This window comes from Legionella clemsonensis (assembly GCF_002240035.1).
Taxonomy (GTDB): domain Bacteria; phylum Pseudomonadota; class Gammaproteobacteria; order Legionellales; family Legionellaceae; genus Tatlockia; species Tatlockia clemsonensis.
In genome coordinates, this window is the sequence record NZ_CP016397.1 from 180,414 (window position 1) to 193,008 (window position 12,595).

The following is a 12,595-nucleotide window of genomic DNA, read 5'->3' on the forward strand; positions in this document are numbered from 1 at the left end:
GGCTTAATATGCCAAAAAGAAGATGTTATCCTATTTTCATCAAGACAAGTATCAAACATGGCGGATTAATCATTCATTAATGATTTTTTGAATAAATTTTCTTTTGCAACAGCGATCGCTTTTCGTAAATGTGACTCAAGTATCTCTTTTGCTGGAAGCTCTGTTAAATATTGAGCAACATGAATACCTGTTTTATCCATCTCTAAATATTCAATATCTTCATGATCTTTGCCTGCACATAAAATAATGCCTATTGGCTGACCTTCGTAGTCAAATCGCTCATTTTGATCAAGCCAATTGAGATACCACTCCATCTGACCTTTGTAAGCCGGATCAAAATCACCCAGCTTGAGATCAATGGCAATTAGCCTTCGCAAACGACGATTGAAAAATAGCAAATCTAAATAACGATCTTTTTTACCGGTACTCATACGCTTTTGGCGTGCTACAAAACAAAAATCTGTACCAAGTTCAGTCAAGAAATGTGTTATGTTATTCAGAATAAGACTTTCCAGTTCTTCTTCTGATTCATAAGTATGTGCGCCTATGAAGTCTAAAAAATAAGGTTCCTTAAATATAAGATCGGGTGTCATTCGTCATTATTTTTGAGCTTGTCCAATTGCGACCTTATTACTTCATCTGGTTTTTTGCTTAAAGCTGTGCGTTCATAAAGCATTCCGTTTACCTGTTTTTGTAAAGCCCGTACACTCCAACGTTGAACACGACACATTTCCGCATAAAAATCTCGCTTTAAATCATCATCAATAGAGCAAATGATTACAAAATGAGACCATGCTAATTGTCTCGACAGTGTTGAGACAATTTCTCTATTTGGGAATTGTTTGGCAAATTTAATCATTCTAAAAAGGTTTGGACGGCTATATCCCCTGCCATAAGCTAAAGTCAGCTCTCTGGCTAGTGAGGTCACAATAGCTTCACCATACTCTGCACGCTCCGCTTTTAGAATTTCCTCATCAATACGCTTACCGATTAACCAACATAATATTGCTTGGGTAGAGCTATACTCACGAGCAACATGTTTTCTTGCATCATCGATTAAACTGGCAATATTATGAAATAATGCTGCAGGTAATTCGGTAATTAGTTTTGATGTAGACTGCTTAATGTTTTTTTTTGTTCATTCATTTCTCTTATAATAAAAGTTCCCATAATGACCAGAGGCGGAACTTTTTTGCTCTGACATATAGGAAAATCACCTTAATTTGAGGGCAATCATAAGAGAAAACAGCATTAATGACAACTACAAAATAAAAGTGGGAACTAATGTTGTCCGAAAATAGGGTCTACGTACACACCAGGCCATAAGCGGTTGAAAAAAAAGCGAAAAGTTCAATAGGAGTTTTTTGAAGAGCAAAATATACGCACAAAGAAACAATTTGTGATATCATGGGCGCAAAAAGAGCATTTTAAGAATAGCAATTTTATCTTAAGGAAACATTAACAATAGAAATTAATTTTGTACCGGTTAGATTTAATTGTGATGTGATGCAAGTCTCGAGCTAGTTCTAGGAATAAAAGGAAGAAATATGAAATTTTATCTACATCAATTGCAAGAGAAGAGTTTAGATGAGATAAGGGCTATTTTTCTTTCCATCCCTAAAACCGAGACTCAAATTGAATTAATAGGGGATTTTGAGAAATCCAGGTTATCTGAATACCTTGAATATCCTGCTGCAGCAAAAGCCTTATCTTATTTGCCAACACATATTTATCAGGTTGTCTTTACTGCACACTGTGTTTATACCAATCATTCACGTCAAGTGGAAACTAGTAGAGAGTGGTCTCAGGGAAGACATGGTTATGTCGTAAAGTATAGAACAGAAGGGTATAAGGTCCGGCACTTAGGAAGTTTGCTTCAATACTACATTGCCTCGCTGCCTAAAACAGTCAATGAGGTTATTTTAGATTTTGTAACTAATCCTCGCTATGACAATACACCGAACTTAGAAAACGCAACCTCTTCCTCTTTTAAGACTATTTTGAAAAGGTTTCCGGAAAGCGTCACGTCTTTAAGTGTAGATTTTAGCCTCTTAGATAAATATTCTGAGGTTGAAGCATTTAGAGCAATCCCTGAGTCTGTGATAAAGCTTCATGCAAGAGGATTTTGGTATGACTCCCTCAATGCTCTAGGGCGTAATATAAAAATCCTTAATCTTAGTCACAAAGAATTAAATCTCACACAGACACAATTTTCGCAATTATTTAAGAGGTTAGTAAATTTAACGACTCTTGGTTTAGCATTCCATGACTTAGGAAGAAAAAATCCATTGGAACTGGGTGCTTTTCTTTCAGGCTTACCGCAGGGGCTTCAAGTACTTAGTTTACAAAGCAATAACCTTGCAAGACTTGGTGCCATAAACCTTTCCTCAGTGCTCACTACTCTTTCCCCAACGATATACAAGATTGATTTAGGAGAAAACAATTTACTGCTAATGGCTACCCATGAGTTAACAACGGCACTCTCGGGACTTCCAGGTACGGTAAAATCCCTTCGGATTTGGGACAAGAATCCCTCTGGTTTTTTGATAACGGACTTGTTATCCCGCTTTCATTCTATCCCGTCTCATATTGAAGAGTTAAGTTTTAGGGACAGCAATTTTGTAGGATTTCCTATCGCTGAATTTTCTGAAGCCCTACTTTATCTTCCCGATTTCATCACAGCGGTTGACTTTAGTGATAACAAGCTCAATCAAAAATCCCCCAAGGAAGTAGCTCTTCTTCTTTCCAAGCTACGTGCCAATGTAAAAACACTGAGACTTAAAGGAAATAATTTAAGCAGCTTAGATATTGAGGTCTTTAAAGAAATATTTTCTGCGTTGCCGCATCAACTTATTGAACTCGATATCAGCGAGAATGGCTTTGATAGATTAACTTCCACTCGTTTAAATCAGTATCTTAGTGTCATTCCTTCTACGGTAAAACGCGTTATCCTTGATGGAAATATTTGTATTAAGAATGATGGCACTTTAATGGCGCGTCCTCTTATACAACAACAAGGTCTTTTTAAAGCCGTTAATCCATTTAAATATCAAAAGCAATTTGCTCATTTACGCTTGGTTTTGATGCAATGGACAGGGTTAATGCTCTCCTTAAATCTTGATTTATTCATGGTGGCAAAAATATTGTTCTATGTTTTCAATGCGTCACGTGCAGAAACGATGAACATGACGAGTCAACTTGCGCTTACACTTGTTTCTTCCAAGCCACCTAAAGAAATCACTACATCCGTTCAACAAACAAGTCTTCAGGTTGCAAGAGAACGAATCAATACGCTTACTCAGAATGAAACCAAGCTTGATTTAAGTCGATGTGGATTAAACCGATTTAGTGAATTAGAGATGTTTGAGGAATTATTTGAAGATATACCTGATTTTGTTACCTCATTGAGCTTACGAGGCAATGGATTTCAGTATAGTGAAGAGACTAGAATGCTTTTCATTGAAGTGCTAAAACTTATTCCCTCACAGATTGTTTACCTAGACCTAAGTGCTCATGGGTTTGAACACTACAGTGCAGAAGAACTGAAAGCGTTATTTATAAATTTGCCACAGACCGTGCAATTGGTCTCTTTGGCGGATGAAACACCCTTAAGCCCCGCACAGCATATTGCCAAGCGAGCATGGCCAGAAAGTTACCAAACCTTTATTAAAGAGGGTCAAAGTTTACTGCAACAGGCACGTTTTTTACTGGATGATTACATCAAAGGTGGTTCTTGGGTGCAACGATTCTTTTCAGGCCACTGGAATCGCCATCATGCAGAAGAAGTGGGTAAAGTGGTTATGCAAATTGATAAAGGACTTATCAGGAACACCGACGAATTATTCGCCGAGCTTGAACAAATTTCTTTGTCCAATGAGGCAGGCTCACTGGCCAGGCGCCTTAGTTTTCTTTTAAAAACCGCTTTAGCCCCTAAACCAATGATTGAAGAAAATAATGCTGAAGACATGGAAATGAACATGATTACGTATTGTTAATCTGACAGGTTAAATCCTCCACGGTATAATGAATCTAAGTTGCTGGAGCCACTTATAAGAGACGTTTATGGCAGATTTTTACGCGTTATTAGAAATAGACAAATATGCGACGCAAGAAGAAATTAAAGCAGCTTATAAGCGTTTGGCACGACTCTACCATCCGGATAAGGCGCCCGGTAAAGAAGAGGAGTTTAAAAAAATAAGCGAAGCCTATGAAACCTTAAGTGATCCGAAAAAGCGCCGTGCTTACGATAGATTATCCATAGCTAATAGTGATGAATATCTTGTTCGCTATGCGCAACAAAAGCTGCCATTTTATCTCAGTCTTGAGCCTAATCAGCATGATCATTACAGCTACGTGAACAGGTTATTTAAATTAGAGGGTAGCGATCGGTTGGTTATTGGACAGGAAATAGAAGACAAAGATGAGTTGTGGGAAAAACTGCATTATGTGGCCCATGTGATTGATCAAAAAATTAAGCGTTTATCAAGTCAGACACGTAAGGAACCTCAAGGCAAAGCAAAAGAAGAGATTGATAGATTAAGATGTAATTCAAGAAAAATTGGCATGATCTCTACGGTACTACTAGGGCTTCGCTACCAGAAAAAATACCTCTATGATTTAACACTCGGTATTGAACACACGGAAGAAATGAAAGCCATTGAGACTCTTATTGGAGGGAGAGAAAGGCTTACCAATTATATTAAAAACGATCCTTATATTAATGCTTCTTCAGGGATTTTTGTGCTACGTGAGGGAAATTGCTTAACGCCTGCGAATTTTTCTCAATTAATTAGTTGTGCTAATGCGGTGTCCATGTCGAGTGCACTAAGAAATTTAGCAAAAGCTAATCTACTTACGCAAGCGAATATTGACCTGTTGATGCACCATAAAAAATATGATCTTGAAATTGGATGCGGTCTCGCGCGACTAAAATTAGTAGGAATACTGGACCAGCGCCTGTTTGAAATTGTGGTGCGCAGTGGTAAACATGCAAAAATAGTAGGTTCTGAACTTGAGGGCTTAAAATTTGTAGGGATTTTAAACGAAGAAAACTTAAGGATTGTGGCTTATACCATCCCGGGTAAAAGTGTATGGAAGCCGCTATGGGCGATGAAACGAGAGGGAGTTTTAACCCAAGCACATTCAGAAGCATTATTATGGCAAGGGCCTCAAGAGCTGTGCAATCTAAATCATCATCTCAATCAGATGGTGGCCCATGGTCTTTTCCTTTTAAGTTGTGATGTTGAAAAGGGAAAAACGGCGATGTTGCTTGCTTTGGAATTAAAACAAGATCTGAAAGCATTTTATGAAAAACCCACTGAAGAGCAAATTGCCACCAAGGATGCCTTTAAACAATCATTTCTTAAAAAATTGCACTCGAAAGACAGTGAAATGTCCATCCATCGTGAAAGATGGAAAGTTATTCTTGCTAATGTTGCTATTGCCTTTACAGGCTTAGGTTTATTTGCAATTGGGGCAAATTTACTGATTCATAAACAAGGTCTCTTTACCCAAACAAAACGTGAAAGGCTGCTTAAAGCCGTAGAGAAATCTGAATGGTTAAATTCATCCTCATTCTCTAATTCTTGAAGCGCCAATTGACTTTTAGTTATGGGTGAGTAGTCATTGTACTTACGCCACCTTACGTTATTGTCTTACAATAGAAGCAACCTTATTTAGAAGTTTCCTTATAACCAGGTCGTTTAGCTACTGGATAAGTGAAAATCAGACCCTGCAAGATTTTTTGCGGGCTACTCAGACACTTGGGTCGGATGGTTTTTAGGCGTTTGCAATGGAAGAACAGTATCTTTTTCTTTATAAAGCGCGCTATTTACAGCAGGCGTTACCGGATAACAGGTTAACTCAACTTTCTTATCGTGGTGCATGACGTCGTTTAAATTCTCTTGTGTAAATTCAGAAGAAGTTAGCCAAACTTGTAATTGCTCATCCGTTAAAATCCAAGGCATTCTGTCATGAAGCTTGGCGACTAACGCATTAGGCGAGGTGGTTAACACGCAACAAGACGGAATAACAATCTCCGGTTCAGGTTTAAATTTTTCCCAAATAGCCGCCACGGCCATTAATTTTTTATCGGCACGGGTTATGTAGTAGGGTTGTTTAATGGTTTTTTCTTGGGTTTGATGGTGTTGCCATTCAAAAAACCCGCTCATGAGCATAATACATCGTCGGTATTTAAACTTTGTCGAAAGGCAGGCTTTTCACCGACTGTTTCAGCGCGGGCGTTAATTAACAATGTGTTTTTCTTTTCCTTGGCATACCAAGGCACAATACTCCAGCGCATTTGCACGGCTTCTAGTCCTTCATCAGTATTCATAAGACAAAGGGCTGTTTCTGTGGGTGCTACATTAAAACTATTGGGGAGAGGCTCGATTTGGTGAATGCCAAATTGCTCTTTAATCTTTGCGTAATCCGTTTCAAGGGTAAAACGACCGCACATGAGTTAATCCTTACATTTCTAAATGAACTATTCTTAAAGTACCTGTTTGTTATAGGACAAAATTATGAAAAAGTCTTCTTCTAGTACTTCAAGAAAACAGACAAAACCAAAAGTTAGAAAGGAGTATTTAAAAAATATTTCTGGAGGTAGAGGTAGAGGGGTTTTTATTCCCGAGGATTTACCGGATCCTGATGAGATTCGTCGTATAGTTGATGAGCATTTCAAACGTCAATAGCATGGCTTATTTTAAATAGGCGGCAGGAAGTTCCGACCACCGTGTCGTGTAATGAGGTGATTTTAATTGTCGCTTCATCGACCATGACTTTCGAAACCCTTCAGCGGCGAGTCGCATGGTTCTTGGTCCATATTTTTGATTAATCCCATCAATCAGTTTCATCACTTTCTCAGTCTCGATAATTTCCTCATCATTGGGTTGATGAAATAAATCCATTTGCCGGTATTGCTTATCAATTAAATCGGCTAGTAATACACCGCATTTATGATATTGAATGCCTTTACGATAAATTTTTTTAAACAAAATTTGGCTGCAGCCGTTAGATACCTGACATCATCCGTGGGGTTAACCAGGCGAAAGCCAATGGAACTGGAATATTGTGCTAAGTCGTCTCGAAAAGGATTGGAACGAATAAAGACCGATAAGTGTTGAGTAATGAGCCCTTATCGTCTCATTTTAGCCCAAGCTGTCCCACAATGATGACTAATGGCTTCTTGAATGAAACCAAAATCAGATTGAAGCCCGCCAAACGAACAAGAGGACATAATGGATTGTTTGGGTGCTATTTCCTCAAGCTCAAGGCAGGGCTTGCCTGAAAGTTCTAAGACGGTTCGCTGCAGCACCACATTAAAGCGGTCTTTGACAAAGCGTGGATTTAATTTAGGAAGTTCAAGGGCATTGGTAACACCAAATCCAATCAGTTTTTTAGTCCATTGACGACCGACACCCCAAATGTCCTCGACCTCCAAATGGGAAAGCCAGTGCTCTTCTTGGTTGGTGACATTAAAAACGGGAATTTTTAACTTCTTTTTAGCCACGTGGTTGGCAACTTTGGCGAGTGTTTTGGTGCGCCCAATGCCAATAGACACGGGAATGCCGGTATGTTTTAAAATTGTCTTTTGTAGGTAGGTACAAAAGGCATCAATTTTATCTTCGGCTAAGGTTTTTAAGTTTAAAAAAGCCTCGTCAATTGAGTAAATTTCAGTATCAGGCAATTCGCTTCAATCACCGTCATGACGCGATGGGATAAGTCCCCATACAGGGTGTAGTTTGAAGAAAAGACTTGCACGTTATGTCGTTTGCAAAATCCTTTGACTTCGAAATAAGGCACACCCATTTTAATGCCGAGCGCTTTGGCCTCATTGGAGCGAGCCACCACACAACCGTCATTATTGCTTAAAACAATGATTGGCGTGTTACGTAACAGGACGAAAAAGCTGCTCGCAACTTGCGTAAAAATTATTGCAATCAGCAAGGGCAAACATGCTTACACCGTTTGATGAATGACATGAGTCACCACACCCCAAATGACTAAATCTTGAGAATCGGTGATATCAATCGGCTTATAGACTTTATTGCCCGGGATAAGTTCAGCTAGGCGTTCATTATAAAGACCTGGCTCTTCCTCTGAAACACAAGCAACCTTACCAATGTTGTCAATTTAAGCTCCACCAATACTTCATGATTACTTGGCTATAATAAATCGTAAGTGTAATTATTTTACAGTGATGAGATGGTATCTTCTATACATAATCAGCAAAGACGTGAGTCTTTTCCAATTCAGAGAAAAATGCAACGGATTATGGCAAATATTCTATTTCCCACGATAAAACGAGATTGGTACGCCTATAAAGGTTATAAAACCTTTGAAGAATATGCCGAAAGTATGTTTTCAAAAAAAGCTATTGATAATAATCCAATAAAGAAAGGCTGGGAAAATATTAAAGCTGAACGTAATTTTGTTATGAGTCAGGATGTAAGAGGAAATTTTTGCAAATTGGATAGTATTAGCTTGTCTCCTATAAATAAAAATAACAAGCTTCCTGGGGCTGGAAAACACATTCTTAATTTCCTTGGAAGTCAGCAGTTTTACGAGGGATTTGTTCCCAGCATGATAAAACAACAAATAAAATCTGGAGCCACCATTCATGCGTTTAACTATCCAGGAATGTATAGCAGTAGCGGAGAAGTTTTAGAGTTTAATGATTTGGTGAATTCAGGTATTGCCATGGTAAATGATTTACTGCAAAAAGGTATAAAACCTGACGATATCATACTTCAAGGCAATTGCATGGGGGCTGCAGTTGCAGAGGCGGTTGCTACCCAATTTAGGGCGCAGAATGTTCAACTACGAGTTGTAAATAGTAACAGTTTTAAATCTATGAAAATCAATTATTCTTGAAAAATATCATATACCTTCAATGTTAAGCAATCTTGTCGATAAATTATTAAATTATACAGGGTGGAAGATAACGCCTGGCAAACAACGGCAAGGAGATCATTACAGCCCATATCATATGATCTTAAGTAGAGCTGGGGATAAAACTATACCTCTAAGAAGTCAAATGTCTAGCTCAAAAAAATACAGCAATGGAAATGACAGCTCCTTCGACAATTATAAAGAAGAATTTAAACAAAAATTAGAGCCTCATTTAGAATTAAAACACGAAGATGCATTTCTTACAGAAGAGCAACGCAAAGCATCAGAAGAGCTTTCCAAGATATTGGGTTCAAAAGTAATTAAAGATCCCCACCTTGCTCCCTCAGAGAGTATGTATTCTGCGCGGGATCAGACTAAGAACTTTTATGATATAATTAATACCTATCTGCAAATATCCGAAAAGTATATTGCTAATCATAAGCAAATTCTCCCTGCTGGGTATATCCCAACGGCTCCATTCATTTTAGAGACAGAAGAACACGTCATAAGCTATGAAGAAGAAAAAAAAATATCGGCTTTAGCTGATATTATTCAGGCATTGCATGATGACTACTATGAGGAAGAATCTGAGAATAAATTAACAAGCTTTGAGCGAAAAATTCAAGCTTTTGTTAATCATTCTTTTATACTATATCAGCAGCTTTACAATGGAAGTGTTGCACATGATGGATTTAAAGAATACAGTAATTTTAGCCTTGCTATTTCTCGCATTGAAAAATTAGGATCCAATACGATTATGGCTTTGTCTGATGTTCTTGAGGAACAAATTAGTAATAAAATGAAACCTAATTCTTATAATCAATTTATGGGAGATCTTTTATTAACCTATCTAGCTCCGGAAAGAATGAAAGAAAAATCACATGCAACACGAGAAGATTTGCAATTTTTAGTAGGAACACTAAGAACACTCAATACTGAGCTACAGATTGATGCCACTGTTTCGCCTCATCAATCTATATAGTCGAGATATCGATTGAATTTGGTGCTTATAATCGCATGTTTATACGCATTTTTAAGCCATAATTAAATTGTGTGCACTAAAGTATATCAAATAAATCTGAAGCAATAGGCCTCAACCGGCAGGACAGATTTACCTCTTGATTGGTATACTCATCACCTTGAAATCTTTGGCTACTGGTTTAGGTTTTCAGCGTCAAATGCAGAAACGACGACCGTAGGCAACTTCGCATACTTCCCCCCTTTGATTCAACATCAATAAAAGCATTGATACCGTGATTCGTTTGCCGGTTACCGGATTAAACCGTTTGAACACTTTAGATGGTCGGAATTTATGACTGAGAGTTAACTTGTTGTAAAATAGAAAAGTCCACGAGATGCCAGAATTAATAGAGCCTAAAGGTAGGTTAAGAAGAAAATAAGACATGAACCACAAATTATTGGACAGTATTGTAATTATCCTGATTATAGGGTTCTTAAGCGAATCCCTAACCACTATAAACGGGAGTCTTATCAAGACTCAAAACTATTTATTGCAACGATTATCGATCTAGAAACCATGGGCATGGATGCCAAAAGCCATGAAATCATCGAAATTGGCCTTTTGTCGTTTTCCTTTTCCACGGACGATGGGATTATTGAGGTTATTGATACCTATAATGAGCTAAACGACCCACACAAATTAAGTCCTGAAGAAATTACAAAAATAACTGGCATTACCAATGAGGATGTCAAAGGCAAGGTGATTGATTGGGACAAGGTGCATGGCATGTTAAAACAGTCCCATCTCATCATTTGCCATAACAGTCGATTTGATAGGAATTTTTTAGAACTACAAACCCCTGAACCTGTTGGCAAGCTAGTTGAGAAAAGGCCATTTGGCTGTACGCTTCAGGATATAGATTGGCGGAGTCGAGGCTATGAAAGCAGCAAGTTAGAATACCTTAATTTTAAATTAGGCTTTTTCTATGAAGGGCACAGGGCTATTGTTGATTGTTGGGCAACCTTAAATCTTCTGTTACAGGAAGGAGGTGCTTTTGAAGAATTAAAAAGCAATGTTAAAACAAAGGAAACCTTATTGTGCGCTGAAAATGCAGCTTTTGATAAAAAGGATTTATTAAAATTAAGGAATTATCGCTGGTCGGATGGAACGGGTTCGTTGCCAAAATGTTGGTGGTCCATTATTCCCAATGACCAACTTTCACATGAAAAGGCTTGGCTCGATGAACAAATCTATTGTCGCACAGGTGCTTCAGACTCTTTACGGCAAATGGAAATTACCGCGTTTAAAAGGTATTCATTTCGAACAGAGCAAGTTTGATTAAATCAAAAGGTTCTTTTTTAGACTAGATTGCTTGAGAGAAAAATAAATTTCTAAAAATACATGAACGTCAAGACTGTTTTTTTAGAATTTATTTGTTAATATGTCTGTCCGCAGTTCCGTTTTTATTCTCACCACAGCTTGTGGATATTTACCTTAAAATTTAGCTTCCGTTTGTCATACTTTTTTTCGAGGAGTGATTAAATTCCTTTACTGGTAAGGGTTCTTATTATTTGGATGCTTAAAAAGCTTCAAACACTTTATCCACAAAATCTGTGGATAAATCTGTGCATACTTTGCCAAACACCATAAAAAGGTAGTAGTTACATTTGTGTTTATTAATTCTCCAAAAAAGATGCAGTATAACTTTAAACAAATTTATAGGTTTAATAGATTTAATTAATCTAAACTCAGGCGGCTAATCCTGAATTTTCTATAAAATAGTTTAACGTGTCGTTAATTTTTACACCATCCATACCTGCATGTATATGCTTCAATATACATCCATCAGAAAAATTGTAAATTATATTAGCTATTACATCTGTCCAATTTTTTCTTTCTAAGATTCTTATAATTGGAACCAGATGAGCAGCATCTTCTGGGAAAGGGTAAAAACCAAGTGACTTTCCCCTTGTACACCAACAATACTTGAGAAAGTCGCAAATGGGAGAAAATAAAAAAATTTTGAAATTACTTCTTCCTCAGAATAAGCGTACTGATAGGCATAGTAACCAACTCGACCAAAGCATAGGGGATTGGTCTTATCTCCTTTTAGAAATATTCTTTGCATATTAGGTGGAAACTTACCTGTTTGGTTTATTTTGTTGAGGTAATACTCACAATTCTCTTTAATTTCAAGGTGTTGAGAGTACACTAAGGAAAAATTAGGAATAATTTCTTTCTTTAATGTATTAATCCATTTACTTTCGGGGTAATAATCTTCGGCAAAAGCTAATAATTCTTTATTCAAAAGCTGTATCCTTTCTAGATCGATTATTCCGTAACAAATTTGCCGATAGTGTAATTGAAGAAGAACTGCATCTGGAACGTCATCCCCTAAAATATGAATGTAATTGTCTGCTTCTTTAAAAAGAAAATCATCACAACTATTACAAAATCCTCGAAATGTGGGATCCTTTTTTATTCTAAATGGATAAAAAAATCTTCTTCCCTGTTTTTTAGGAAAAAGAACTTCAAAAATATCTTTTTTGATTTTTATTAATGAATTAGGGTTGGATTCATATGTTAAAATAATTTTTTTTGATAGGGTATGGCAATTTTGAGTTAAATCTAGATCTTTTCTACAGTCGGGATTAAACACCTATGTCGCTTATGATTTATTTTTCGATAAGTATCCTGCAGCATCGTTCGCAACAACTTATCATTTATATAAGAAGTAGAGGG

9 protein-coding genes and 2 pseudogenes are annotated in these 12,595 nt (G+C 37.3%); 6 read left to right on the forward strand and 5 right to left on the reverse strand.

Annotated features, from left to right (window positions below; translation table 11 throughout):
* Positions 1 to 65 precede the first annotated feature (65 nt).
* Together clem_RS14940 and clem_RS14945 are read right to left on the reverse strand one after the other, a co-directional pair.
* Complete coding sequence (locus clem_RS14940; RefSeq protein WP_198333168.1) at positions 66 to 593, reverse strand: PDDEXK nuclease domain-containing protein; 528 nt, start codon at positions 591 to 593, stop codon at positions 66 to 68.
* A complete protein-coding gene (locus clem_RS14945) occupies positions 590 to 1,126 on the reverse strand; it encodes a DUF1016 N-terminal domain-containing protein (RefSeq protein WP_198333209.1) in 537 nt (178 codons plus the stop codon). Before clem_RS14945 ends, clem_RS14940 begins: the two co-directional genes overlap by 4 nt.
* Positions 1,127 to 1,547: 421 nt before the next feature.
* Here clem_RS14945 and clem_RS00795 point away from each other — a divergent pair, with 421 nt between their 5' ends.
* Both clem_RS00795 and clem_RS15265 read left to right on the forward strand, forming a co-directional pair.
* Entirely contained in the window at positions 1,548 to 3,995 is a 2,448-nt protein-coding gene (locus clem_RS00795; RefSeq protein WP_094089864.1) for a DUF5617 domain-containing protein, read from the forward strand.
* Between the two features lie 67 nt (positions 3,996 to 4,062).
* Positions 4,063 to 5,589, forward strand: a complete 1,527-nt coding sequence (locus tag clem_RS15265) for a J domain-containing protein (RefSeq protein ID WP_094089865.1) — start codon at positions 4,063 to 4,065, stop codon at positions 5,587 to 5,589.
* Positions 5,590 to 5,750: 161 nt separating this feature from the next.
* Here the strand turns inward: clem_RS15265 and clem_RS15365 are convergent.
* A pseudogene (locus clem_RS15365) lies at positions 5,751 to 6,457 on the reverse strand (SOS response-associated peptidase).
* 64 nt (positions 6,458 to 6,521) lie between these two features.
* On the opposite strand from clem_RS15365, the gene clem_RS14680 reads away from it, so the two are divergent.
* Positions 6,522 to 6,692 (forward strand): hypothetical protein, encoded by a 171-nt coding sequence (locus clem_RS14680; RefSeq protein ID WP_157698133.1) that lies wholly within the window; start codon positions 6,522 to 6,524, stop codon positions 6,690 to 6,692.
* Between the two features lie 6 nt (positions 6,693 to 6,698).
* On the opposite strand, the pseudogene clem_RS00815 reads toward clem_RS14680, so the two are convergent.
* A pseudogene (locus clem_RS00815) lies at positions 6,699 to 7,957 on the reverse strand (Y-family DNA polymerase).
* Between the two features lie 305 nt (positions 7,958 to 8,262).
* Between clem_RS00815 and clem_RS00820 the strand changes: the two are divergent.
* The 3 genes from clem_RS00820 (at position 8,263) to clem_RS00830 (ending at position 11,191) form a co-directional block, all read left to right on the forward strand.
* On the forward strand, positions 8,263 to 8,874 hold the full coding sequence (locus tag clem_RS00820; protein ID WP_232505518.1) for an alpha/beta hydrolase family protein: 612 nt from the start codon (positions 8,263 to 8,265) through the stop codon (positions 8,872 to 8,874).
* Positions 8,875 to 8,893: 19 nt separating this feature from the next.
* The gene (locus clem_RS00825) at positions 8,894 to 9,874 is read left to right on the forward strand and encodes a hypothetical protein (protein ID WP_157698134.1); all 981 of its coding nucleotides are present in this window, start codon (positions 8,894 to 8,896) and stop codon (positions 9,872 to 9,874) included.
* Positions 9,875 to 10,309: 435 nt separating this feature from the next.
* Positions 10,310 to 11,191 carry a 3'-5' exonuclease gene (locus clem_RS00830; protein ID WP_232505634.1) on the forward strand — a complete coding sequence of 294 codons (882 nt, stop codon included), beginning with the start codon at positions 10,310 to 10,312 and terminating at the stop codon, positions 11,189 to 11,191.
* 568 nt (positions 11,192 to 11,759) lie between these two features.
* Here the strand turns inward: clem_RS00830 and clem_RS00835 are convergent.
* Complete coding sequence (locus clem_RS00835; RefSeq protein ID WP_094089871.1) at positions 11,760 to 12,512, reverse strand: hypothetical protein; 753 nt, start codon at positions 12,510 to 12,512, stop codon at positions 11,760 to 11,762.
* Positions 12,513 to 12,595 lie beyond the last annotated feature (83 nt).